The sequence below is a fragment of the Kitasatospora sp. NPDC057595 genome (assembly GCF_042800875.1).
Taxonomy (GTDB): Bacteria; Actinomycetota; Actinomycetes; order Streptomycetales; family Streptomycetaceae; genus Kitasatospora.
The window spans coordinates 49,598-73,213 of sequence record NZ_JBHVGL010000010.1 but is presented as its reverse complement, the minus strand read 5'-3'; the positions used below and the strand labels follow the sequence as shown (position 1 = coordinate 73,213).

At 69.9% G+C, this 23,616-nt stretch carries 21 protein-coding genes and 1 pseudogene; 16 read left to right on the top strand and 6 right to left on the bottom strand.

From position 1 onward, the window contains the following. Positions 1-39: 39 nt before the first annotated feature. The 6 genes from ACFU9E_RS17240 to ACFU9E_RS17215 all read left to right on the top strand — a co-directional run bounded on the left by ACFU9E_RS17240 (position 40) and on the right by ACFU9E_RS17215 (position 5,388). Positions 40-417 (top strand): nuclear transport factor 2 family protein, encoded by a 378-nt coding sequence (locus ACFU9E_RS17240; RefSeq protein WP_380682847.1) that lies wholly within the window; start codon positions 40-42, stop codon positions 415-417. A gap of 543 nt (positions 418-960) precedes the next feature. Continuing rightward, the gene (locus ACFU9E_RS17235) at positions 961-1,092 is read left to right on the top strand and encodes a hypothetical protein (RefSeq protein WP_380682846.1); all 132 of its coding nucleotides are present in this window, start codon (positions 961-963) and stop codon (positions 1,090-1,092) included. Between the two features lie 541 nt (positions 1,093-1,633). Further along, complete coding sequence (locus tag ACFU9E_RS17230; RefSeq protein WP_380682844.1) at positions 1,634-2,359, top strand: 2OG-Fe dioxygenase family protein; 726 nt, start codon at positions 1,634-1,636, stop codon at positions 2,357-2,359. A gap of 13 nt (positions 2,360-2,372) precedes the next feature. After that, complete coding sequence (locus ACFU9E_RS17225; protein ID WP_380682842.1) at positions 2,373-3,563, top strand: argininosuccinate synthase-related protein; 1,191 nt, start codon at positions 2,373-2,375, stop codon at positions 3,561-3,563. 97 nt (positions 3,564-3,660) lie between these two features. Then, entirely contained in the window at positions 3,661-4,635 is a 975-nt protein-coding gene (locus ACFU9E_RS17220) for a DMT family transporter (RefSeq protein ID WP_380690001.1), read from the top strand. Positions 4,636-5,040: 405 nt separating this feature from the next. Continuing rightward, entirely contained in the window at positions 5,041-5,388 is a 348-nt protein-coding gene (locus ACFU9E_RS17215; protein ID WP_380689999.1) for a hypothetical protein, read from the top strand. A gap of 593 nt (positions 5,389-5,981) precedes the next feature. Here the strand turns inward: ACFU9E_RS17215 and ACFU9E_RS17210 are convergent. Further along, entirely contained in the window at positions 5,982-7,571 is a 1,590-nt protein-coding gene (locus ACFU9E_RS17210) for an MFS transporter (protein WP_380688912.1), read from the bottom strand. Between the two features lie 207 nt (positions 7,572-7,778). Between ACFU9E_RS17210 and ACFU9E_RS17205 the strand changes: the two genes are divergently transcribed. After that, positions 7,779-8,771 carry an Lrp/AsnC family transcriptional regulator gene (locus ACFU9E_RS17205; RefSeq protein ID WP_380715106.1) on the top strand — a complete coding sequence of 331 codons (993 nt, stop codon included), beginning with the start codon at positions 7,779-7,781 and terminating at the stop codon, positions 8,769-8,771. Between the two features lie 811 nt (positions 8,772-9,582). Beyond that, positions 9,583-10,410 carry an HAD family hydrolase gene (locus ACFU9E_RS17200; RefSeq protein WP_380688908.1) on the top strand — a complete coding sequence of 276 codons (828 nt, stop codon included), beginning with the start codon at positions 9,583-9,585 and terminating at the stop codon, positions 10,408-10,410. A 59-nt stretch (positions 10,411-10,469) separates the two neighbouring features. Here ACFU9E_RS17200 and ACFU9E_RS17195 read toward each other — a convergent pair whose 3' ends face one another. Then, complete coding sequence (locus tag ACFU9E_RS17195; RefSeq protein ID WP_380686896.1) at positions 10,470-10,718, bottom strand: hypothetical protein; 249 nt, start codon at positions 10,716-10,718, stop codon at positions 10,470-10,472. Between the two features lie 136 nt (positions 10,719-10,854). On the opposite strand from ACFU9E_RS17195, the gene ACFU9E_RS17190 reads away from it, so the two are divergent. Further along, positions 10,855-11,166, top strand: coding sequence for a transposase (locus ACFU9E_RS17190; protein WP_030060918.1), 312 nt, complete (start codon positions 10,855-10,857; stop codon positions 11,164-11,166). Then, positions 11,163-11,858: an IS3 family transposase gene (locus ACFU9E_RS17185; protein ID WP_380686898.1), complete on the top strand. Its 696-nt coding sequence runs from the start codon at positions 11,163-11,165 to the stop codon at positions 11,856-11,858. Before ACFU9E_RS17190 ends, ACFU9E_RS17185 begins: the two co-directional genes overlap by 4 nt. On the opposite strand, the gene ACFU9E_RS17180 is transcribed toward ACFU9E_RS17185, so the two are convergent. From ACFU9E_RS17180 to ACFU9E_RS17170, 3 genes and pseudogenes are all read right to left on the bottom strand, one after another. Beyond that, entirely contained in the window at positions 11,755-13,104 is a 1,350-nt protein-coding gene (locus ACFU9E_RS17180) for an IS30 family transposase (protein ID WP_380686908.1), read from the bottom strand. The genes ACFU9E_RS17185 and ACFU9E_RS17180 overlap by 104 nt on opposite strands. A 354-nt stretch (positions 13,105-13,458) precedes the next feature. Further along, positions 13,459-13,737, bottom strand: a pseudogene (locus ACFU9E_RS17175) (YrhB domain-containing protein); the annotation flags it as partial. Positions 13,738-13,934: 197 nt separating this feature from the next. Then, complete coding sequence (locus ACFU9E_RS17170; RefSeq protein WP_380686900.1) at positions 13,935-14,255, bottom strand: hypothetical protein; 321 nt, start codon at positions 14,253-14,255, stop codon at positions 13,935-13,937. Positions 14,256-14,489: 234 nt separating this feature from the next. Here ACFU9E_RS17170 and ACFU9E_RS17165 point away from each other — a divergent pair, with 234 nt between their 5' ends. From ACFU9E_RS17165 to ACFU9E_RS17145, 5 genes are all read left to right on the top strand, one after another. Continuing rightward, on the top strand, positions 14,490-15,098 hold the full coding sequence (locus ACFU9E_RS17165) for an SMI1/KNR4 family protein (protein ID WP_380686902.1): 609 nt from the start codon (positions 14,490-14,492) through the stop codon (positions 15,096-15,098). Between the two features lie 851 nt (positions 15,099-15,949). Then, positions 15,950-16,807 carry a nuclease gene (locus ACFU9E_RS17160; RefSeq protein WP_380686904.1) on the top strand — a complete coding sequence of 286 codons (858 nt, stop codon included), beginning with the start codon at positions 15,950-15,952 and terminating at the stop codon, positions 16,805-16,807. A gap of 11 nt (positions 16,808-16,818) precedes the next feature. Further along, entirely contained in the window at positions 16,819-17,226 is a 408-nt protein-coding gene (locus ACFU9E_RS17155) for a sugar dehydrogenase complex small subunit (protein ID WP_380686906.1), read from the top strand. A gap of 19 nt (positions 17,227-17,245) precedes the next feature. Continuing rightward, on the top strand, positions 17,246-18,940 hold the full coding sequence (locus tag ACFU9E_RS17150) for a GMC family oxidoreductase (RefSeq protein WP_380715104.1): 1,695 nt from the start codon (positions 17,246-17,248) through the stop codon (positions 18,938-18,940). Positions 18,941-18,953: 13 nt separating this feature from the next. After that, positions 18,954-19,859 (top strand): nuclease, encoded by a 906-nt coding sequence (locus ACFU9E_RS17145; RefSeq protein ID WP_380688248.1) that lies wholly within the window; start codon positions 18,954-18,956, stop codon positions 19,857-19,859. A 793-nt stretch (positions 19,860-20,652) separates the two neighbouring features. Here the strand turns inward: ACFU9E_RS17145 and ACFU9E_RS17140 are convergent. Next, entirely contained in the window at positions 20,653-22,290 is a 1,638-nt protein-coding gene (locus ACFU9E_RS17140) for a LuxR C-terminal-related transcriptional regulator (RefSeq protein WP_380688246.1), read from the bottom strand. A 997-nt stretch (positions 22,291-23,287) separates the two neighbouring features. Between ACFU9E_RS17140 and ACFU9E_RS17135 the strand changes: the two genes are divergently transcribed. After that, complete coding sequence (locus tag ACFU9E_RS17135; RefSeq protein ID WP_380688244.1) at positions 23,288-23,611, top strand: hypothetical protein; 324 nt, start codon at positions 23,288-23,290, stop codon at positions 23,609-23,611. Positions 23,612-23,616: the final 5 nt, after the last annotated feature.

The following is a 23,616-nucleotide window of genomic DNA, read 5'->3' as shown; positions in this document are numbered from 1 at the left end:
CGGGACGGGCGCACGCGCAACGGCTGGTATTACTGGGGTATGCAGGAAGAGATTGCACGCTCCGCGATCGACACGTTCATCTCCGCGTTCAACGCCTCGGACGACAGCTATGTGACTGCCCTGCTCTCCCAGGCTCTGACCTCGGACGTGGTCTTCTGGGGGCCGTTGGGTCGCAGCGAAGGAATCGCAGCGGTCGAGCGGTTCGTGCTGGACCTCCGCCGCCACCCGGCGGGGACCGGCACGATGATGCGCTGCTCGGAGGTGGACATGCCTGACGAGTGGGCCCGGTACCGGTGGGTCTTCACCACGCCGGACGGAGGTCCCCGCCTGGCGGGAACGGACGTCGTCCATCTGCGGCGGAGCCTCATCGACCAGGTCATCGTCTTTGCGGGGGAGATCGAACCGTCCGCCTCCTGAGTGCTCCTTCTGTCGCTGTCCTTCCCCTGCCGGCCGCGTCGAGGGGCCAGGCCTTCGCCCGGCCCGCCCTCTCGGCCTGTAGCCCGCCCCGGGCGAGCGAACAGGCGCGAGCGGGTGGCCGCGCTGGCCGGGGTGGAGGGGAAGCTGACCGGGCGGCGGACCGCGCTCCTGGATGCGCTCACCCGGCGCGCCGGGACCGTCACCGGCTGATCCCGCGGGTCGGCTTCCGCCTGCGGCCGTCTTTCCCGGTCCCGGAGGTGGTGCGGCCCGAGGGGAACGCTCTCTTCCCGTGGCGGTCCGAGAGCGGCGCGGGCGCTTGTGCCGCCGCCGGGTGGACCGGCCGGCTCTTCGCCGCGTGGACCGGCCGGCTCTTCGCCGCGTGGAGGAAGCATGCCCCGGGCGCGGTGGGGTGGCCCGGTCCCCACGAGGCGTGGCGCACAGTGAGTATTCGCATACGCACGGTATGCTTCGGGCGAGTCGGGCCGCCCGGGTGGAGCGCAGACGCCGCCGAGGGGGGAATCCGCCGTCCGTGAGGAGGGGCCCATGCCGAAGTTGAAGGCCGCGATCTCGGCGAAGACCAGCGACAAGAGGGTCGAGCGGATCACGCGGTACCTGGAACTCGACGACCGCGACGTCGAACCGCCCCCGGTCCGGGTGCCGGGGGCATCGTGGTGACGGGGGCGGGCCCGGCGCCTCCCGCCGGCCCCGTGCTCGCCCGGCCGGCCGAGCGGCCGGGTCCGCTGCCGCCGCTGCCGCAAGTGCCACCGGTGTGCAAGATGGCGTGTTTGTCCACGGTCGGTGGCTCGAACGGATCGGAACGGCGATTCGGCCCCGGGGCCGGAGAAACCTTCGCACCTGCCGCGAGCTGCGAAATCGACAAATCTTCGAGATCTTTCCCCATCCCCATACCGCGGTGAGGTGGGTCACATCTCCTCGCCGGATGTTTCGCGTAATTCCCGGCGGTACCGATTGAAGATCGTCCGGGCCACTGCAGGATGGACGGAGAATCTTTCGGGAATGCGATGTTTCCAATAGTTCTTTCGAGGGTTGCCCGAAGTCTCGCATGTCGGACGCCGTGCGGAAGCTCGACCCCGCGCGGGTGGGAACCTTCTCGTCAGGTTCCGCTGGTATGTTTCCGACGCTCCGGAGCTGAACGAAACCGGTCGACGAGTGGATCCAGCACATTTTTCCGCCGGACATTGCAGAGGGGGAATCAATGAACGAGTCCAGCCAGCCCGCCGGTGCGCTCGAAATCGGCGAGCGGGGGTACGTCCACAGCCGATTCGGCACCGTGATCGGTCCCGAATTCATTCAGGGCACCGATTGGAAACTCTTCGCCGACAGCTGGAACAGCCTGAGCCGGGACGGCTACATGTCCGACGGCGGCACCTACCGGGAACGCCGCTACTCGGAGTTCTCGCACGACGCCGCCCAGGGACGCACGGCCCTGCTCCCGCACGTGCCCTACTCCCAGACCAAGGAAATCAACTACCTGAACGGAGGCATCGAACGACACTTCGACCCATTCGAACGACACGTCGCCGAAAGCCCCGTGCTGAATACGATCTTCCAGTGGTGCGCCGACATCCTGGCCCGCACCACCGGAACCGCGCACTGGAAGGTGCAGAGCTTCCAGAACCGCATCCTGGCGCGCTCCACGGAAGCGGGACAGCCCACGCCCGAAGGAATCCACCGCGACGGCGTCGACTTCGTCCTGACCCTGCTCGTCGGGCGCGAGTCCATCGACGGCGGCACCAGCGCGCTCTACGACGCCCGCACCCGTGAATGCCGCGCCGAGGTCCTGCTCACCGAACCCGGGGAGTTCCTGTTCGCCGACGACGAGAAGATGGTGCACGGCGTCACCCCGCTGACCCCCGCCCGTCCGGGCGGTCAGGGCCACCGCGACGTCCTGATCGCCATGTTCACCCGTGCCGACGGCTGACCAGGAGAGGGCCATGAACCACAGCCGGATCATCCGCTCCTTCCGCCAGCTCACCCCCGAGCACCTGGACCCCGCCGCACCCGTCGTCACCCTGTTCAGCGGAGGCCTGGACAGCAGCTACCTGCTGCTGCGCCTGCGCGACGCCGGGTTCCGCGACGTGCACGCGGTGAGCGTCAACCTCGGAGAGGACGAGACCACCGAGCACAAGCAGCGAATCGCCGACAAACTCGGCGTGCGGCTGCACGTCATCGACGGCCGGCAGGTCTTCGCCGAGGAGTTCGTCCGCCCGGCCATCGCGGCCCAGGCGGTCTACCTCGACACCCACCCCGTCAGCTCCACGCTCAGTCGCCCCCTCATCGCCCGCCTCGCCGTCGAACTGGCCCGCGAACTCGACGCCATCGCCGTCCTGCACACCGCCAACCGGTCGCAGAACACCCTGCGCCGGCTGAACGGCGCGCTCACCCTGCTCGACTTCCGCGGCGCCTACGGCAGCCCGTACGACCTCGACCCGGTCGACCGCGACCAGAAGATCCTCGAACTCAAGGAGGCCGGCCTGGACCAGATGAGCGAACGCGTCGTCAGTGGCGACTCCAACCTGTGGTGCCGCGAGTTCGAGTCCGGCATCCTCGACGACCCCGAGGAGCACGCCGTACCCGCCCACATGTACGCATGGAGCACCCCCCGGCCGCAACACACCGAGGAGACCGTCGAGATCCGCTTCCACCAGGGCGTCCCGGTGGCCGTCGACGGCGAGGAACTGCCGATCCTCGACCTGATCGCCGGGCTCAACACCCGCGTCGGCGCCTTCGGACTAGGCCGCTACAGCGGCCTCGAACACCTCGACAACGGGGAGAAGGTCCTGGAGATCCGGGAGATGCCGGCGGCCTGGCTGCTGCTGCGCACCTTCCGTCACCTGGAGACCGCCACCCTCGAAGCCGAGACCATGCGCGAGAAGATGCACCTGGAGCAGCTGTGGGTGCGCGAGGCGCTGGAAGGCCGCTGGTACGGCGAACTGCGGCTGGCCGTCCAGCACTTCATCGACTCCTGCGCCAGCCGCGTGACCGGGACGGTACGTTGGCGGCTGACCAGCGGCGGCGCGGACACCCGGGCGATCGTCGCCGACGAGCCGCGCTACCTGCGTGACCGTGAGGCGTGGGAGAAGGAATCGATCCGCACCGAGCGGGCTCCGTACCTGGCAGCCTGACCGGGCCCCGCGTGACGGGCAGGGCCGGGTGGCCGGGGAACCCCGGTCACCCGGCCCGCCGCACCCACTCCACACCACGAAAGCGAGAGAGCACCTCGTGCCCAAAGGACAGTCACGCGCCGGTCTGATCGACCTCCTGCTGTTGCTCGTGGCAGCCGTCTGGGGCTCCACCTACCTGGCGGCGAAGGAACTCGTCACGCCCGCCACCGTCGTCGCCGTCCTCGCGCTGCGGTTCCTGGTCACCGCGGTGGCCATGCTGCCGCTCGCCGTGCGCAGACTGCGTGGTGCCGGCCGGGACGAGATCGTCACCGGAACGCTCCTCGGCCTCATCCTCGCCGTGATCTTCCTGTTCGAGACCTTCGGCATCGCCCACACCACCGCGACCAACGCCGGCCTCATCATCAGCCTGACCATCGTCATGACCCCGCTTCTGGAGAGCGCGGTGAGCCGCTCCTGGCTGCCCGCCCGGTTCTTCCTGGCCGCGGCCATGGCCGTGGCCGGCGTCGCCCTCCTCGCCTCCGGCTCCGGCCTGCACGCCCCGACGCTCGGCGACTGGCTGATCCTGGCGGCGGCGGCCGTACGGGCCGTGCACATCACCGTGATGCACCGGCGCTCGGCCCGCAAGAGCTACGACTCGTTCACCCTCACCTTTCTCCAGATGGCGACGGCGGCGGTGCTGTTCTGCCTGGCCGGCCCGCTGGCCGGTGACTCGGCTCCCGCCCTGGCCGCACGCCTGGGCCCCATGCAGTGGGTCGACCTCCTCTACCTCGCGCTGATCTGCACGGTCTTCGCGTTCTTCGTCCAGATGTGGGCGGTACGCACCACGTCACCGTCCCGGGTCAGCCTGCTGCTCGGTACCGAACCCGTGTGGGCGCTGCTGGTCGGCGTCCTCCTGGGCGGGGACCACCTCGGACCGTACGGCGCCGCGGGCGCGGCGCTGATCATCATCGGCGCCGGCTGGGGACAGCGCATCGAACGCCGACACCGGGAAGGCACGGCGGGCCACCCCGAACCGGACGGCGAATCGCCCGACCACGACCCCGCCGACACCCAACTCGCCCACCCGGCCTGACCCAGGGCCCGCACGCCGGCACGCCACGACCTGCGCCGGGCACCTCCCCGACGGCCGGAGGCCCGGGTCGACGAGGTGGACGGCGGCATGCGACAGCGCGAGCGGCATGCGCCCGAGATCCCGTGCGAGGCCCGCAGTTCCTGTCCGGGTTCGTGGCGGCCACGGCCGGCGAAGGTCGCGGTGAGCCGCGGCCCGGGCGGCGCCCATGCCCCCGGTCGCGACGGCCGGTCCGTGTCCGGGGCCCCGGCCGCCGCCCTTCCCGGCCCGGCCGCCACGGCCGGACGTCAGGCCGTACCGCGGCGGATCAGGTACCCGGCCGGGCACGACTGGGTACCTGATCCGTCCCCGACTGAGTAGTCGCACCCATGTGCGGTGCGGTGCGGTGCGGTGCGGTGGGATCGGCCCGTGGACAATCTCCCGGCCGGACCTGACCCGTCATCGCGCGACCGCGACGCGTGGAAGTTCCCGCTCGTCGCGACGGTACTGCTGCCGCTCTGCCAGGTCCTTTACTGGTACTTCGTCCTGGTGCGCGCGGTCGAGGTCGAGCAGTGCGTGCCGCGGGGTGCCTGCGGGCGGGACTGGGGCCCGCAGTACAGCGCCGCCGACGGCCTGATGGGCGCGCAGCTGCTGCTCGTCACGGCCGCCTGGATCCTGCCGCACCGGATGCGCTGGGCTCCGTGGCGCTTCGTCGCAGCCGCCCTGAGCGTGCTGTGCGGCCTGGCCTGCAGCGCGGTGATCCAGCACTTCGACTGAGAGCGCCTGCCAGCGTCCCTGCGGTCTCCGGCTGACGTGCCCATGGTGGGACGGCGGGTGGTGCTGCGGCTTCGTGTCCGGCGCTTCACGTGCGAGGACGTCTCCTGCGGGCGGCGGACGTCCGTCGAGCAGGTCGCGGGCGGCTGTGGCGGGCGGTTGTGGTGCGTCGGCGTGCGGGCCTGCGGGCCACGGCGTTCCCCTCCTCGCCCACGATGTGCCGGCGAGCCTAGGAGCGGACGGCGTCGTGACGCAGGGGAACGGTCAACCACGAGGTCGGACGGGCTCGTCGGCAGTGCGCCGACCGCCTCGGTGCTGGTCAGCAGTCCGGTTCAGAGCTTTTCCAGTTCCGCTCGGCGCGCCGGCGGCACGGACTGCCAGTGGCCGCCGAAGCGCCTGCGCAGCGAGGACCACAGCGTCTGCGGATTCGCCGCCGGGAAGCCGGGCTGACCCTCGCGCGTGCGGGGAGGACCCAGCCGATCAGTCGCCGCCACCGTCCATCGCCGGCTGACCCCCGCCGGCGCGGGGAGCACGGGCTGACGCCGGTTCGGAACGCGGGGCGGTGCGCCGCCCCGGGTGGGGCAGCGCACCCGATGTCACGGTGTGCGTTGGAGTTCCTCGACGGACGCGCCATCAGTGGAAGCAGCGGCAGCCGCGGCGATCCGCGGGGCCGGAGCCGCGGCCGGGGACCCGGCGCCGGGGGAGGGGCGGCCCGAGTGCGCGGCCGGGCGCAGGAGGAGGGCGCAGCCGAGGGCGGCCAGCAGGGCGAGCGAGGCCGACACGATCAGGCAGAGCCGGAGGCCGTCGAGGAAGGAGCCGCCCAGCGCGGCCAGGGCCGGTTCGGTGGCGACGCCCAGGTCGAGCCCGGTCACGGCGCCGAGGCCCTGGTCCCGGGCGGCGGCGAGGGCACGGCCGGAGGCCTCCGCCGGCACGCCGCCGTCGGCGAGTCGGCCGGGCAGGGAGTCGAGGGCGCGGGTGGTCAGCAGTGCGCCGAGCACGGCGGGGCCGAGGGCGCCGCCGAGCTGGCGGAAGGCGTTGTTCCCCGCGGCGGCCATGCCGGTCAGGTGGTGCGGCACGGAGGAGACGGCGGCGGCCGTCATCGGGGTGAGGACGGCGCCGATGCCGAGGCCGAGCAGGACCAGGCGCCAGGCGAGCGACCCGTAGGAGGTGCCGGCGTCGATGCCGGTCAGCGACAGCAGTGAGCCCGCCATCACCACCAGACCGGTGGTGATCATGACCCGGGCGGACACCCGGTGCATCAGGCGCCCGACGGGGATGCCGACGACGAGGGACGTCCCGCTCACCAGGACCATCCGCAGTCCGGCCTCCAGGGTGGTCAGGTGCTGCACCAGGCCGAAGTACAGGCTCAGGACGAAGAAGAAGCCGATCAGCCCCAGGAAGCTGATCATGGCGACCAGGGTGGTGGCGGCGAAGGCCGGGCTGCGGAACAGGGCCAGGTCGAGCATCGGGCTGCTGCTGCAACGCTCCACGAGGACGAACGCGACCGCGCTCACGGCACTGAGCACCAGGGCCGCCACCACCGCGGGCTCGCCGAAGCCGTTGGCGCCGCCCTCGATCACGCCGTAGACGACCGAGGTGACGGTGACGGCCGCGCTGATCTGCCCGGGCCAGTCGAGCCGCCGGCCGTGCGGCGCCCGGGAGTCAGGCAGCAGGAAGGCCGCGACGGCCAGCACGACCAGGGACACCGGGATCGGCAGGAGGAAGATCCAGCGCACCCCGACGTGCTCCAGCAGCACCCCGGCCATCAGGGGCCCGACGGCCAGCGAGGCCAGCATGGACATCGCCCACACGCCGATGAACCTGCCCCGCTCCCGGTGGTCGGGGACCGCGTGGCTGATCAGGGCCAGCGTGGTGGGCAGCAGGGCCGCCGCCCCCAGGCCGGAGGCCGCCTGTCCGATCCACAGCGACTGCACCGAGTCCGACCCCAGCGAGACGGCCGCGCCCAGCGCGCAGAAGGCCACGCCCGCCTGGAACACCCGCTTGCGGCCGTGGACGTCGCCCCACACGCCGGTGGTCAGGATCAGCGCGGCCATCGGTAGCACGAACGCGTCCGACACCCAGGACAGCTGGGAGGTCGAGGCGCCCAGCGTCCGCTGGATCGCGGGCAGGCTCACCGACACGGTGGTCACGGGAAGGTAGGCGACGAAGACGCCGAGACAGGCCATGACGAGCGTGACGCCTCGTCCGGCCCCGGGGCGTTGCACCGTTGCGGGGTTCACGAAGTGGTTCCTTCGGCTGCGGGGTGCCGCGCGGGCACCGGCTGCTGGTTGGGCAGCGACCAGCTTCGCCCCCGCCGGCGGATAGTCCCCAAGCGATCTCGGTAGAAGGAGAAGAACCTCCATCTGTACGCCCGCGTGTGTCAGGATTCCTCCGTGTATGACGACCTGGACCGCAAAATCATCCACGGGCTGCACTGTGCCCCGCGAGCCTCGTTCCGCCGCCTCGGCGAGGTCATCGGAGTGTCCGAACAGACCGTGGCCCGCCGCTACAACGCGCTGCGCCGCGGCGGGGTCCTACGCGTGGTCGGACTGAGCAGCCCGGCCGCCCACGGACGGGCGGAGTGGATCGCGCGGCTGCGGTGCCGCCCGGACGCCGCCGGGCCCGTCGCCGAGTCCCTCGCCCGCAGGCCCGAGGTCGGCTACGCCGGCATCGCCTCGGGCGGGTCAGAGGTCATCTGCCTCATCCGCTCGGCCAGCGGCACCGGGCGCGACGACGTCCTGCTGCGGCAGCTCCCGAGGGCCGCCTCACTCCTCGACACGAGCGTGGACCTGCTCATCCACACGTTCACCACCCCGGCCACGGCCGGCTGGGCCGGCAGGGAACGCTCCCTCACCGACGAGCAGGTGCGGCAGCTGATGGCGGAGCGCCCCGCACCCGCCGGGCCGCCGCTTGCCCCGACCGACGAGGACCTGCCCCTCTTCGCGGCCCTGGCGGAGGACGGCCGCGCCTCCCACACCCGCCTGGCGGAGGCCACCGGCTGGTCCCCGGCCCGCGTCGCCCGCCGGCTGGAGGCCCTGGAAGCCGCAGGCTCCCTCGCCTACGGCATCGACATCCTGACCGAACGGCTCGGCTACGAATTCAGCGCGCTCCTCTGGTTCCAGGTCGACCTGCCCGCCCTCCACCGCATCGGCGAGGAGATCGACCGGCACGACGAATGCGCCTTCGCCGCGGCCACCAGCGGCAAGCACAACCTCCTGGCCGTCGTGATCTGCAAGGACACCCCGGACTTCTACCGCTACCTCAGCCGCCGCCTGGCCCACATCGAGGGCATCAGGGGCTACGAGATCAGCATCCGCGCCCGCCGCCTCAAGCAGTCCGTGTCCCTCATCCACCACGGACGGCTGATCCACCCGGGCTGGGGGTGAAGGGGCCGCGGGTTCAGATCTCGCCGTCCGGCGTGGGCTGACCCCCGCGGGTGCGGGGAGGACACCACGACCTGCACCGTCTCCCACCAGTTCCACGGCTGACCCCGAAGGAGCGAGGAATGCGACGGCGGGCCCCGTGTCAGTACGTGTCGGAAGCCGTTGTCGTACCGAAGTTGATCGGCGGGTTTCCGCAGTTCAGGCATGATGCCGGCATGGCGAGGCATGCTCGGGCCGTTGGGTTGTCTGGTTGGTGGAGGTGCCGGGATGGCGTCGGTGGTGGATCTCCTGGAGGAGCGGGAGCCGGCCGCGCGTGAGCGTGTGAAGGAGCTTCGGGAAGTGGCGGACCGGGTGCTCGCTGAGCTCGCCGAAGCGGAGACGGCCTGGCACGAGTGGCTGATCGCCCGGCAGCGCGTTGGCGAGGTGCTGTCCGGGCCGCGGCCCGGACAGGCAGGTGAAGCCGGCCCGGGAGCCGGTGAGTCTTCCGGGTCGGAGCCCGCGACGAACGCGCCCGCCGAGGTTCCCCTACCGAGGGCCGCGCGATCGGGCTCGATCGTCCCGGTGTGGCGTCCCGCGCTTCCCTGGACGCGCTCGCTCCCCATTACCAGCGCATCCGCGCCACGCTCACCGAACAAGCATCCAGCGGGTAGTCAGTGACGTCCTGTCAGGAGATCACTTCTGTACTCGGACTGGAGCCGGTTCCGGCAAGTGTGGAAGGAGTTCGGTCGAAGATGAAGCGGCCGGCCGACCGGGGCTGGGCCGGCGAGCCCACCCCGGGACGGTTCACGCTCGCCGCCGGGCCGGCCGGCGGCTCATGAGTATCGTCATCGACCACAGCGCCATCTGCTCATGCACGGCGGGGCAGCGAATCGGTCTCGTCCTCGCGGGATCGCCAACGAAAGAGCAACCGATGCAACCGATTGTCCTATTCGACCTGGACGGCCTTCTGATCGACTCCGAGCCGATCTGGGACGCGGCAAAGCGTGAAGTGTTCGGTCCGCTCGGCCTGCACCTCACAGCGGAGATGCAGGCGGCGACGCGCGGGCTGCGGCAAAGGGACATGGTGGCCTACTGGTTCGATCGGGCCACCATTCAAGCCGACCCCGACGACGTCGAGCAGCAGATCGTGGCCGCCGTGTGCCGTGGGCTGGAGGGAGTGGCGCTGAAGCCCGGCGCCGAACACGCCGTCGCGGCATGCGCGCGTGCGTCGAGGGCGATGGCCGTCGTGTCATCTTCGCCGGAGTCGGTGATTCGGCATGCGCTCGCGAGTACCGGCCTTGACCGATCTTTCGATGCCGTGTTTTCGGCCGAAGACGACGAACACGGCAAGCCCCACCCGGGCGCCTATCTCCGCGCAGCCGCCGCCCTCGGCGCGTCACCCGACGAGTGCATCGTGATCGAGGACTCGCTCAACGGCGTCCTCGCCGGCGTGTCAGCCCAGATGACGGTCGTCGCCGTTCCCGAGGCCGCTGATCGCTGCGACCCGCGCTTTGCGATTGCCACTCTGGTAGTGGAGTCCCTCAAGGATCTCGATACCTCTGTATTCGGCGCGTATGTGTCCGGGGGGAGCCGGGACGCCACGCGGGCATCGCGTGCTGTGGATCCTCAACCGCCGTTCCGCGAACCAGATCGTGCTGTATGACGCCTCGATCGTGGGTTCGGGCCTTCACGGGTGAAGGCCCGAACCCACCCCGGGACGGTTCACGCTCGCCGCCGGGCCGGCCGGCGGCTCATGAGTATCGTCATCGACCGCAGCACCATCTGCTCATGCACGGCGGGCAGCGTCTCGTAGTCGCGCACCGGACGCCGCGAGCGCATCGGCCGGCTCAGCGTGCGTTCCACTACCCAGAGTCTGGGCAGCACCACGAACCCCGGGGCGTCCTCGCTGCGCTTGACGATCTCCGGAGCAAGCCCCAGTTGCTGCTGCGCCCAGCCGACCAGGCGACCCACGTAGCCGCCGTCGGCCCACAGCAGGACGATCCTGCGACAGCGGGCCCGGATGCATTCCAGCTGAGCTGCTCCGGGTTTCGCGGAGTCCCTGCTGTCTGGGTTTGTTACGATCCAGGCGTAAGGAGAACCACGAGCAGTGCCAGCACCCCGTAAGTACCCCGATGAACTCCGTGAGCGTGCCGTCCGCGAGGTCCGCTCGACCGGCCGCCCCGTGGCCCATGTCGCCCGTGACCTGGGCATCCACAAGGAGGCCCTGCGGTCCTGGGTCCGCCAGGCCGAGGCCGACGCCGGAGAGCGTGACGACCGCCTGACCAGCTCCGAGCTGGAAGAGCTGAAGCAACTCCGCAAAGAGAACGCCGAGCTGAGGCGGGCCAACGAGATCCTCAAGGCCGCCAGCGTGTTTTTTGCCCAGGAGATCGACCGTCCCCGGACGAGGCCGAGCAGGTGATCGACCACCTGCGCGACGGCTTCGGGGTCGATCCCGTGTGCCGGGTGCTGGAGCTGTCGCCGTCGACGTACTTCGCGCGCAAGCAGCGACCGAAGTCCGCCCGCCGTCTGCGCGACGAGGAGCTGATTTCGCTGGTCACAGCGGTGTGGGAGGACTCGGGCCGCACCTACGGCGCCCGCCGCATCACCAGGGCCCTGGTCCGAGCCGGCCACGCGGTGGCCCGATGCACCGTCGAGCGGCTGATGCGTGAAGTCGGCATCGAGGGCGTGATTCGCGGCCGGCGCCGCCGCACCACCGTCCCGGAGCCCGCGGCGCCGCGTCCGCCGGACCTGGTCAACCGCCGGTTCACCGCCGAGCGCCCGAACCAGCTGTGGCTGGCCGACCTGACCTACATCCGCACCTGGTCGGGCTGGGTCTACGTGGCGTTCGTCCTGGACGCGTACTCCCGCCGAATCGTGGGCTGGCAGGCCGCCACCCACATGCGCACCGACCTGCCGCTGGACGCGCTGGAAATGGCGCTGTGGCGCCAGAGGATCAAGAAGGACGCCGGCCTCATCCATCACAGCGACCGCGGGTCGCAAACCGGGTTCAAGGGGTCGTTGCAACACCGCTGGTTTGGAGCGAGAGTAGCTGATCGTCGAGAGCCTCCGCAGGAGTTCTCCAGCCGAGTGTTTTCCGTGGCCGGGTGTTGAGCGCGCCTGCGACGGCTTCGAGGTCGCGGGCGGTCCAGCGGGCCAGGTCCGTGCCCTTTGGGAAGTACTGCCGCAGCAGCCCGTTCGTGTTCTCGTTCGTGCCCCGCTGCCAGGGGCTGTGCGGGTCGGCAAAGTAGACGGCGATGCCTGTGTCGGCCTTCAACTGGGCGTGCTGGGCAAGCTCCTTACCTCGATCCCAGGTCAGCGATCTGCGCAACTGTTGTGGGATGTTGGCCATTTGGGCTGTGAGGGCCTTGCGCATCGCCTCGGCGCCGTAGCCAGCCAGCGCGGGGCCGTTCTTCACCCTCGGCTCGACGCCGTAGCCTTCCATCCGCGGAAGGTGGACCAGGATCGTGAACCTGGTCGTGCGCTCCACGAGCGTGCCGATGGCGGACCGGTTCGTCCCGATGATCAGATCGCCTTCCCAGTGGCCCGCGACGGCCCGGGTCTCGACCTCGGCGGGACGCTCGCTGATCATCACGTCGGGCGTGACGTGACCGGCCGCCTTCCGGCGGGCGCGCGAGCGCGGAACCCGAAGGGCACGCCCGGTCCGCAGGCACGTAACCAGCTCATGCTCGAGCGCGCCGCGGCCCTGGACGTAGAGGGCCTGGTAGATCGCCTCGTGCGAGATCCGCATGGATTCGTCGTCCGGATAGTCGACCGGCAACCGCTTGGCTATCTGCTCCGGACTCCACGCCGTCGCCCAGCGCCGGTCCTGACGGCGGGGCTTGTTCCGCCCCTTCCACTCCTGGGTCGCCGGACCCGGCGCCGGCCTTCCGTCGGGAGCCTGGATCAAGCCGGCCAACCGGTCCTGCACGTACTCGCGCAGCCGCTCGTCGGCCGCGAGCTTCGCGGTCTTCGGCCGACCTGCCGCCAGCTCGGCCTTCCACTGCGCGATAGAGGCCCGGTAGTCGAGCCTCCCGCACCTCGTGGCTGCGTTGCGCCGCAGTTCCCGAGAGATCGTCGACGGTGAGCGCCCCAGCCTGCGGGCTATCTCCCTCACGCCGGTGTCCTGGGCCCTCAGCAGGGCGATCTCCTCGCGCTCGGCGAACGACAGATACCGACCTAACAACGGACTGAGCTGGATCGAAGGCATCCCGCCACGATCGCGGAACCACCGCGAACCGACCGGCCCGGACACGCCGCACGCCAGCGCGGCATCCTCGCTCGTGAGTCCTTCGGCGATCTTCAACCAGAACGCGCGCTCCACGTCCCGACGCACCGGCGGCCGACCCGGCGATCGCATCGCCGGACACCCCGTCACCTTCGTCGTCCATCCCGCAGGCCGCCCCACCGACACCTCCACAATCGAGGTGTTGCGACGACCAGTTGAATCCACCCAGGCGTACCGGACGAGACTGAAGCAACACCCGCAAGCCGCTTGATCACACGATCGCGGACTCCACGAAACTCGGGGCAGCTCACGCACGTACTCGAAGGCCTCGGCCGGCGACAGCACGGGCAGGATCTGACGGATGGCCCGCACAGCGTGCAGGTGTCCACGTGTGGCGGCTCTACCGCGAATCACATCGTCCAGATCATCCACGGCGGTACGTACCGGCAGCCCGCGTATCCGGGCCCGGTAGTCGTCCTCCCACTCGCCGGTCATCGCAGAGACGACGCCGATCCCGTGCAGGCCCCCGTCGACGCGATCGACAAGGTACGGACCCGCACCCCCGAGCACGAGTTCCGGATCCCGGGTGCGCGCGAACTCCTCGGACGACCAGTAGACGATCCAGACCAGCTCGTGCTCCTCGACGCTCACCACTGCCATGCGCCGCGCCTTCACACCTGAAGCCCGTTGTCTCCGGTACTCCTTCTCCAGTTGCTCCTCGACGACCCGAACCGCAGCCTCCCGCTCGATCACGCCCGTCAGCATTCCGTACAGCCCGGGCCATGGCCACCGAATTCGCCAGCCGTGGCAGGGCACGCAAAGCCTCCCGATCCGCTGACCGCAACATCTGTGGGGAGTACCCGGAACCACCGTCACCCCGACCAAGAACATCCGGCTGCCCCCGCGCCTGCGAGGAGGCCCTTCACACCGCGTGAGACAGGACACGCTGCGGTGGCCACACGTCACATGGCGTAGTACTCACCATCGTCGCCCTGGACCCGGGCGTTCAGTGCCTTCGCCAACCGGCACATGGTCGCGATCATCACATCCGTCGGATTCTTGGCCTTGATCCGCCCAGCCCTCCACCACAAGGGCTCGCCAGACGACCTACCGCTCTCCCGTAGAACGAGCTCGGCGACCCCCTCCGAGCTGCCTACAGGCAGCGGGACCACCACGAGGCCTGGCTCTGCGGCTACCGCCGCCCCCCACTCCGCCGCACTGATGTCCTCACCCACTTCGTCCCACCAGTACTCACGCCGCGTGATGTGCAGGTCGTAGCCCATGGCCGCCCAGCGTAGATGGACACGCAGCACCGCGAAGCCACGTCGAACCAGGTTCCGGATTCGCTGGCCGCCGACTGACCCCGCGCCTGCGGGGCCCGACGTGGGCGCCTCACGCGGATGCGAACATAGCGCTCGCGAAGGAGCGGGGGAGGGGCTTATGGGGGCAGCCGATCACACTGGTGACACCGGTACCGGTGAGCAGGTAGTTTGCGGAGGACAGAGAGAAGAGTTCGCATGGACTCCCGGATCGCCCGTATCCGACGCAAGCTCGCCAAGGTGCCCTATGCCGCGCTGCGAAGCTACTCCTTCGGCGAAGAGAAGCACGGGTTCCGCCTCGAACCCCCGTTGCCGGACGCGAAGGTCGCCGAGTTCGAGGCCGACCGCCACATCGAACTGCCCGCCCCCTACCGCAGCTTCCTGACCAGGCTGGGCGGGGGCGGCGCATCGCCTTTCTACGGCCTGCTGCCGCTGCAGTCATGCCGGCTGTTCAGGATGGACCCCCGCGGCGAGCCCGGCCGCCCTCGGGGGTTCACGTTCACCGGCGGCCCGTCTCACCGGAGTGACCTGTTCCTGCACATCATCGAGGCGGGGTGTTCCGACCTGGTGCTTCTCGGTATCACGGGTCCCCTGGCGGGTCGCGTCGTCACCGGAAACGCCGACGGCTTCTGGGGCCCCAACGTCTCGTCGGCCACGGACTTCCTGGCCTGGTACGAACGCTGGCTCGACCACATGCTCGCCGGGCGCGACAACCGCAACCTGAACCTGACCTCACCCGCCCTGCGAGCGCCGGCCGACCGCATCGAGAGACAGCACCGCGACCGCAAGGATCTGTCACGGTCCTGAGAATCCGAAGCCGCGTCATCCGGTTGAGAATGGAGACGAATCGTCCCAGCGGGGATCGCTTCGGCGTCGAACAGCATCGGCGCCTGGGGCGGCCTACGGCCCGGCGACAGGCGATCGGCGATGACGTCCTGGAACAGTCGCCGGATGGGCGGCCCGGAAGCGGTCACGTCGTGCCGGGGCCGCTCGGGGTCGACGTGTGCGTTCATGGTCGGCGCAGCCTACTCCTGGTGTACCTCGGCTGCCCCGGCCGGCGCGGGGAGGACCCGCCGATCCCACCGGAACCCCCGCTCGGGTCCGGCTGACCCCCGCGCCTGCGCGGGGAGGACTGTCTGGTGCGGCCCAGCGGCCGCCCCTGGTACGGCTGACCCCCGCGCCTGCGGGGCGACCCGCTGGCGCTCCCACCCACGCACAACCAGCCGACACTCTTCCAACTCCGTAAGTCAGAGAGTGTCCGGCCCGTGCGCGCGGGGAGCGACCCCCTCCACCCTCCTCCTGGACGCTGGGAGTACCTCCCCGGCGAGCAGCACGTCACTGTCGGCGCCCCGGCCGGCTTCCTCACCGCTGTCGAGCAGTGTCGCCGCCGCCGGCCTGATGCTCGACCATGATCATCCCAGCTCGCTGACCCGGGGTACGGCGCACCATCGCCTCCCGTCGGCGTCCCGCCCCCGCCCCCGCCCCCGCCAGCGGGGGCGGGACGCCGGTCGGCATCCGAATAGGCGTACACACGCAGCCGCCTGCACCGCGCCGTGGTGATGATGGCCCTTGTGACGCCGCCGACGTGCGGCTCCCAGCGAGCCGCCCCGGTCGAATCGGCCGTACGGGCCCTTCCCCCTCATCCCACGGAGGTCATCATGACCATGCTGCTGATCCAGGGCTCCTTCCAGGTGGTCGGCGCCCAGCCCGACGGCGAATCCATCCACTTCACGCCGGACGACCCCAACGACTGGAACCTGCTGCACGGCACCAACACCGTCCACCACAACGGCCAGGGCCGCACCCAGCTCCGGCTGGACGCCATCGACGTCACCGAGACCCACTACGGGCCCAACCGCGACCACCAGCCCCTCGTCCCCGGCCAACGCCGCCGCCGACGAATTGCTCACCTTCCTCGGCTTCAGCCAGTTCCAGCGCGACGCGAGCGAGACCATCACCACCGCCACGCCGGCCGTGACCCCGGCTTCATCCTGACCCGCGACGCCGACCAGTTCGGCCGCTGCATCGCCCTGGTCGGCAAGGGCCAGGGGCCGGCGGACAGCGGCACCGACGTGAACGTGGACGTCCCGCTGCTGCGCACCACCGCCAACCACCGCCTGGTGGCGACCGGCCTCGCCTACCCCACCTTCTACCGCAACCTGTTCCCCGACCTGCGCGACGAGCTCACCGCGGTCGCGGTCGCCGCCCGCGCCGCCGGGCTCGGCCTGTGGCCGCAGGACGCCACCATCACGGGCGTCAAGATCACCGGGCTGACCTCCGTCACCCAGGACGCCGGGATCCTGCCCAAGCTGTTCCGCCGTCTGATCGACTACTTCCAGCTCGGCAGCTTCAACCTCGACGGCTTCCCCGCCTACCTCGCCCAGCGGGCGGACAAGTACACCATCTTCTCCACCGGCCACTTCACCACCGGGCTGGACTTCGTCGTCAAGGTCACCAACGGCAACACCCTCGCGATGACCAATCCGCCCGAGGACCTCGTCTTCGACGAGGCGTGAGGGAGCCCGCCATGAGCGACGCCACCGACTTCCTGGCGCTGTCCGAGCTGCTGACCGGCGAGGCCTCCTTGGACGCCACGCGCTCCGACGAGTACCTCCAACGGCTCACCGCCGCCTTCCCGGCGGACGTGCCGCGCCTGCTCGACGCCTACCGCACCGCCGCCGGCCAGCCCGACCCGGCCACCGCCCTGGTCGACGCGGTCAACGCCGACCCCGCCCTCGCCCGGATCACCCGGGAGACCGTCACCGTCTGGTACCTCGCCCAGTTCAGCCGGCCGGACGGCAAGCCCGACGCCCCCACCACGGCCGCGCAGTACCAGGACGGCTTGCTCTGGCGGGTGATCAAGGCCAAGGCGCCGGGCACCACGCCCCAGCCGCCCAGCCCGGACGGCTACGGCTATTGGACCAAGCAACCGTGAGGCGAGGAGACCGTCCGTCATGAACCCCCAGTACGACGTCGTGATCGTCGGCGGCGGAGTGGCCGGAGCCCTCGCCGCCTGCCGGATCAAGACCACTAAGCCGAACACCCGGATCCTGATCATCGACGCCGGGAAGAACGGCGTGGCCGGGCCCGACCGGGACGCCTTCGTCGACGCCTACCGGACCGCCGGGAACAAGAACGTCCCTTCCCCCTACGCCAAGCTCGACAACAACCGGCTCGCCTACGCCCCCTCCTGTGACGGCGCCCCGGACCCGGTGGCGATGAACCGCTACTACGTCGAGACCGGCCCGGACCTGTACGAGAGCGGCTTCCAGCGGATGCTCGGCGGCAGCACCTGGGCCTGGCGCGGCAACACGCCCCGCTTCCTGCAGAACGACTTCAAACTCAATACCCTGTACAAGGTCGGCGTCGACTGGCCGATCACCTACGAGGACATCGAGCCGTACTACATCCAGGCCGAGCGGGAGCTCGGGGTCTCCGGGAACGATGCCGAGTGGACGGACCTCACCCCGCGCAGCGCCCCCTACCCGATGCCCGGCATGGCGCCCAGCTACGGCGACGAGCTGGTCCGTGCCGCCCTGTCGACCATCAGGCCGATCGACGACGTCCCGGTCACCGTGCTCACCACCCCGCAGGCCCGGCTCTCCCAGGACTACGACGGCCGTCCGGCCTGCCAGGGCAACAGCAGTTGCCTGCCCATCTGCCCCTCCGGGGCCAAGTACGACGGCGGGGTCCACATCGCCAAGGCCCTCGGCCTCGGGGTCGAGATCCGCACCGCCTGCGTCGTCACCCGGCTCGCCAAGCGGCCCGGCGACCTCGCACCGACAGTGGTCTTCAAGGACTGGAGCACCGCCGACAAGGCCGAGCAGCAGGTTGACGGCCAGCACGTCGTGCTGGCCGTCAACGGCATCGAGACGCCGAAGCTGTGGCTGCTGTCCAACCTCGACAACACGAGCGACCAGGTCGGCCGCAATCTGATGGACCACCTGGCCAATGAAGTCGTCGGTCTGTTCGGCCAGCCCCTCTACCCCTTCCGCGGCCCGCAGTCCGCCCTCGGCATCGACACCTTCCGCGACGGCAAGTTCCGCGGCAACAACGGCGCCTTCCGGATGACCATCGGCAACGACGGCTGGGGCCGCAGCGAGCCGGTGGGCCTCGCCCTCGACCACGCGCTGTGGGACTCCGACAACAAGAAGATCAAGAAGATCGGCCAGCCCCTTCAGCAGGCCGTCCAGGACCGCATCACCCACCAGTTGCGGTTCAGCTACTCCACCGAGCAGCTGCCGGACCCGGACAACCGCGTCACCCTCTCCGACGAGCGCGACGCGCTGGACGTCCCCCGCCCCAGGATCACCTACCGGATCGACGAGTACTCCAAGCGGGCCCTCGCCTATGGCCACAGCGTCGCCCGTCGGATGTGGCAGCACCTGCAGGACACCGCCCGTGCCACCGCGGTCGAGCCCCTGCAGGCCGACCTGCGCTTCCTCGGCGCCGGCCACCTCATGGGCACCATGCGCATGGGCACCGACAAGAGCACCTCGGTGGTGGACGCCAACGGCCGGTCCCACGACCACCCGGGCGTCTGGGTCGTCGGCTCCTCCGTCTTCCCGACGGCCGGGACCGCCAACCCCACCCTCACCCTCGCCGCCCTGACCCTCCGCACCGCGGACGCCCTCGCCAACACCCTGTGACCGGGAGGTACACATGTCCATGCTGCTCATCACCGGCACCTACCGGATCACCGGTGACTCCCCTGACGGCGACACCGTCCGCTTCTACCCGGACGACGCGGCGTTCTGGTGCGACGTCCCCGGCATGCACAAGGTCAAGCGGAACGAGCACGGAGGGGTCTCGATCCGGCTGGACGGGATCGACGCCCTCGAAACCCACTACCCGGGCGTCGGCGACTTCGTGCACCAGCCGCTCGGGCTCGGTGCGCACGCCGCCCGGAACGAACTGCTGACGTGGCTGGGCTTCACCGAGGTCGTGCGCGACGACAAGAAGGAGGAGGAACGAGTCGGCTCCTCGAAGCCCGGGGCCGTGCCGGGCTACATCCTCACCAGCGGCGCCGACGTCTACAACCGCTGCATCGCACTGGTCGGCCGGGGCGACGCGCCCAAGATCGGCACCGACCCGGATCCCGCGCGCAGCGGCACCCACCTCAACGTCACGGTCGACATGCTGCGCGCCACCGCCAACCACCACCTGCTCTCCCTCGGGCTGGTCTACCCGACCTTCTACAAGAACCTCCCCGCCGACCTGCGGATGGACATGACCGCCACCGCGCAGCAGGCCCGGAAGGACAAGGCCCCCGACAGCGTCTGGCTGAACGACAAGACCACCAGCGGCGAGAAGATCGAGAACCTCGAATCGCTCACCGACGACCTGGTCATGCTGCCCAAGCTCTTCCGCCACCTCGTCGACTACGTCCGTGTCTTCGGCCCGGACCTGGGCGGCGTACCCGCCTTCCTGGCGGGCAAAGCCGACGAGTACACCCTCCCCGAGGACCGCAACAAGAGGATCTTCGGCCTCCAGCACGTGGTCCAAGTGACCGACGGCACCCTCCGCATGACCCGCCCGATCGAGGACCTCATCTTCGCCGAGAAGTAGCACCAGCAAACACCCGGCGTCCGCGAGCCACCCTGGCCCGCGGACGCGCCGGCCGCCTCCGTGGCGGCGGTAGGGGGCACGGCGCGGGCTCGCGACTGCCGCCCCGCCGCCGCCCGCACGCGTCGGCCAGCGCGGCCCCGCTGCCGCGGCTGCTCCTGCCATCGGGGGAGCAGCGCGCTGACCACCGTGCGTCCGGTCACTTGATCCGCTGCCGGGTGCCCTCTCCGATGATCTTCCGGGCGATGCCCAGGAGCATCGCACGCACTCCGTTGACCAGGTTGCTCCCGAACCTCTTCAGCCCCGTGTACGACTGCTTCGGAAGATGATGTGGGGCGGCAGCCTGATCGGCCATCTCCGGGACGACGTGTCGGACGCGTGGCAGCCTCGCATCCCACCCACTCGACGCCACAGCGGACCTGAGAACCTGAACACTGGCTAGCGGACTACTTCAACGGCGGCGCCGGCTACGGCGGGTTCACCGCCGGCGACTTCGACTTCTACCCCAACGACTTCGACCTGAACTGATCACCACGGCAGCAGCGGACCTGAGGAGAGCTCGGGCAGGGGGCCTGCGAACAGGTTGCCGACCATCTGCCAGGTGAACTGGCGAAGGCCTCGCCGAGCCGGGACAAGGGCCCGCACGGCGCTTCCGCCTCCACTCCGCCTCCACTCCGCCTCCACTCCGCCACCCCGACCGCCTACAGAACTGATTCCGCAGGCCGGCGGTCAGACGGCCGTCGCGGAGGGCGCGGCGGGCTCCGTCTTCCACAAGTTGCGTGGTTGCGGCGCAGGGTCAGACGAGCTGGTGCTCGTATGCGTAGGCCGTTGCCGCGGCACGGGAGGTTACGGAGATCTTGAGGAAGATGTTGTTCAGGTGGCGGCCCACGGTTTTGTCACTCAGGAACAGGTCCGCCGCGATCTGCCGATTGCTCTTGCCCGCGGCCACCAGCCGCAGCACTTCGGCTTCCCGGCATGTCAGCCCGCCGGGGAGCTCCGTGCGCTTGGCTCTGCCGAGCAGCCGCTCGGCGTGCCGGCGGTCGGGCGTGGCGCCGATCCGGGCGAAGGTGTAGCGCGCGGCGTCGATCTCCAGGCGCGCGGTGTCCTCGTCGCCGAGGGCACGGCACGCCAAACCGATCCGCAGGCGTGTGCGCGCCGCCTCGTACGGCACGTCCAGCTCCTGCCACAGCTGCCACGCCCGGCGCAGGGAGGCAAGCGCACCGTTCGCGTTCGTCTCGGCCAACTGCACCAGCCCCTGCGAGTACTCCGCTGCCGCCCGTAGGGCCGGGCTGTAGTCGGATGCGATGGTCTGAAGCTCGTCGACCGCGGCGCGTGCCTCCTCAATCCGGTCGGCCGTTACAGCGATCTCGACCTGGGCGGGAAGGAGTGCCGCCCGGGCCGCACGGTCGCGGTGGGGTTCGGCCAGGGCCCGGCGGATCGCCGCCCCGGCCTCGTCCACCCGGCCTTGGGCCATCCGCAGGAGCGCCATACCCGCTTGCGGTTCCCGCCCCAGCCGGCTGGCCTGGACGTAGGCCTCCTCGGCCGCGTGGAGATCTCCGACCAGTCGGCGGATCTCGCCGACGTCGTACAGTGCCTCAGCAGCATCGATGGCGTCCAAACCATCCAGCTGTTCGGAGGCCAGCCGCGCCTCGCGCTCCGCCTCCGTCCACGCTCCCCGGAGCTGCATGATCTCGGCCCGGTGCAGGCGGCACGTGCCGGAGAACATCAGGGCATCCTCGCGGGCGCCCACCCATTGCCCATAGGCCGCGGTCCACTCCGTAGCACGGCGGAACTCCGACACGAGCCGGCACAGGGAAATCGAGCTGCAGTAGACCCAGCACACGTAGTAGGCGTCGAGGTCCCCGGCGAGCACGGCGATCATGGCCTCGTCCAGCAGCCTCATCCCCTCGGCCACCCCGCCGAGCCGGCACCGCGCGCGGCCCACCTGGTGCAGACCCAAGGTCGCCAAGTCGATATCCGAGAACCGGCTGCCGATCTCCGCCGCCCGGGACGCCCGAAGAAGCGACCCCTCCAGATCACCACCCCAGTAGAGCGCCTCCGCCTCTACCGCGAGGGCATAGCCCTGCTCAGCGCACTCCGGCTCCTCCGCCAGCAACCGCTGCGCGCGGGCCAACCAACCGCCACCAAGTGCCACCTCGCCTCTGAGCATGAAAACGACGCTCAGTTGGCAAGCGCACATCGCCGCGCCGCGCGGAGCGCCGGCGCGCAGGCGCTCCGTGTAGGAACGGTGGCCGACCTCCACACACACCTCGCCCCGACCGGTGAAATACGCGCACTTTGCGAGCAGGTCCAAGTCCTCCGCGCCGAGCGGCGAGGCCGTGTCAACGCTGCTGAGCAGCGTGAACGCCTCCTCCCAGAAGTGCCGCTCATACGCGGTGCGCCCCTGTTCGAGATCTTGGGACACCACACTCATGGCCGCTCCCTGTGCGCGAGATACCGGCGCGAGTCCCCATGCAGAGCTCCTTGTCTCAATCTAGTGGAGAGCCCCGGAACCCGGCAGGTCCGGCGGTCGCCCGTGGGCCGTTCGACCCATGCCGCCGCGCCGGGCGTCTTGAGCCATTCACCCGACGCAGCGTGCACACGCGCCCGGATAGGTTCGACAGCGTGATCCGGCAGAGGCGTAGGGCGATCCGCAAAGGATCCCGCCGCGTAGGACGCCGGTACCGCTAACCGCCCACAGCGACATGGGAGTCAATCATGTCCAGATCAGTCCTTCGCCCGCGGAGGCACAAGGGATCCAGAACCGGCCAGGGCAGGCCCTGCGGGCGCATGGGGCCGACATGCCTGGGGTGTGCTCGGACGGGATGGAGCGGGAAGTGGCGTGACGGGCTGGACCCTGAGGTGTGCACCCGATGTACCCCAGGCCCCCACCGGCGCACGCTGAACGGTCGAAGAGTTCCAGATGCGGAGCCTCGGAGTTCTTCACGAGGTTCACCGCACCAGAGAGCAGCTCATGAAGCGCAACGCTTGTCGACTTCTTGCACCACCTGTACTGGCTACCGTTCAGTAGTCACCAGCCCGGTTCGGTTCATTTCCATCCCTGCCGGATCCCCACGCGGGCGCGGCCTCGATGCGCCTACACGCCGACGGCCCCCTCTGCCCGGTCATTCTGATCTATAGCGAGGCAGATGATGAACATCACCATTGATGACTTCCTTCAGGGGCTCGCCAACGACGGCTACCCATTTGCCAGGAACGCGAGCAATCCCGAGTTTTGCATTCAGCACGGCTGGCACCACAGAGAGCATCGCTGCCCTGCGTGTCGCCGACGATTTCTCGCCCGACTCCGCGACACGAACAAGGCTTTAGACCGGCGGTGATCGCCCCGCGCGGGCGCGCTCGCCTACGTCAGGTCCACCTCCGCCCGAATGTCCAGAATTGGCTTTCGGGACTAACATCAGGAGTGCGCAATGGCTCATTCACTCCGCATCTTCTATAGCGGCGTTGAAGGTACTGTTAGGAGGAATCACAACTGGCCCTTCATCAGTCAAAAGTCCGCTGTGATCATCACTGCGGCAGAGTTCTTCTGGCCCGGCGGGTTCGGCGGCCTGGAGGATATTCGACCGAGCCTCGGGGCAGCGCCCATCTGGGTGTCGAACGTTGGCGCTCATGGCAACGGTTCCGAAGCCGGCGGCGTGGAGTTCCTGCTTCACGTCGACTGGGGAAGCCCGCTGAACGTCATGGTGACGATCACTGTCCTCGACGACATCCAGCAGTACGACAGGGTTGGTTAGATCTC

Coding starts and splice junctions, on each gene's coding strand:
- ACFU9E_RS17240 (WP_380682847.1), top strand. CDS start 40: ATGCAGGAAGAGATTGCACGCTCCGCGATCGACACGTTCATCTCCGCG.
- ACFU9E_RS17235 (WP_380682846.1), top strand. CDS start 961: ATGCCGAAGTTGAAGGCCGCGATCTCGGCGAAGACCAGCGACAAGAGG.
- ACFU9E_RS17230 (WP_380682844.1), top strand. CDS start 1,634: ATGAACGAGTCCAGCCAGCCCGCCGGTGCGCTCGAAATCGGCGAGCGG.
- ACFU9E_RS17225 (WP_380682842.1), top strand. CDS start 2,373: ATGAACCACAGCCGGATCATCCGCTCCTTCCGCCAGCTCACCCCCGAG.
- ACFU9E_RS17210 (WP_380688912.1), bottom strand. CDS start 7,571: ATGGCCTGTCTCGGCGTCTTCGTCGCCTACCTTCCCGTGACCACCGTG.
- ACFU9E_RS17200 (WP_380688908.1), top strand. CDS start 9,583: ATGAGTATCGTCATCGACCACAGCGCCATCTGCTCATGCACGGCGGGG.
- ACFU9E_RS17180 (WP_380686908.1), bottom strand. CDS start 13,104: ATGCGATCGCCGGGTCGGCCGCCGGTGCGTCGGGACGTGGAGCGCGCG.
- ACFU9E_RS17170 (WP_380686900.1), bottom strand. CDS start 14,255: ATGGGCTACGACCTGCACATCACGCGGCGTGAGTACTGGTGGGACGAA.
- ACFU9E_RS17165 (WP_380686902.1), top strand. CDS start 14,490: ATGGACTCCCGGATCGCCCGTATCCGACGCAAGCTCGCCAAGGTGCCC.
- ACFU9E_RS17160 (WP_380686904.1), top strand. CDS start 15,950: ATGACCATGCTGCTGATCCAGGGCTCCTTCCAGGTGGTCGGCGCCCAG.
- ACFU9E_RS17155 (WP_380686906.1), top strand. CDS start 16,819: ATGAGCGACGCCACCGACTTCCTGGCGCTGTCCGAGCTGCTGACCGGC.
- ACFU9E_RS17150 (WP_380715104.1), top strand. CDS start 17,246: ATGAACCCCCAGTACGACGTCGTGATCGTCGGCGGCGGAGTGGCCGGA.
- ACFU9E_RS17145 (WP_380688248.1), top strand. CDS start 18,954: ATGTCCATGCTGCTCATCACCGGCACCTACCGGATCACCGGTGACTCC.
- ACFU9E_RS17140 (WP_380688246.1), bottom strand. CDS start 22,290: ATGAGTGTGGTGTCCCAAGATCTCGAACAGGGGCGCACCGCGTATGAG.
- ACFU9E_RS17135 (WP_380688244.1), top strand. CDS start 23,288: ATGGCTCATTCACTCCGCATCTTCTATAGCGGCGTTGAAGGTACTGTT.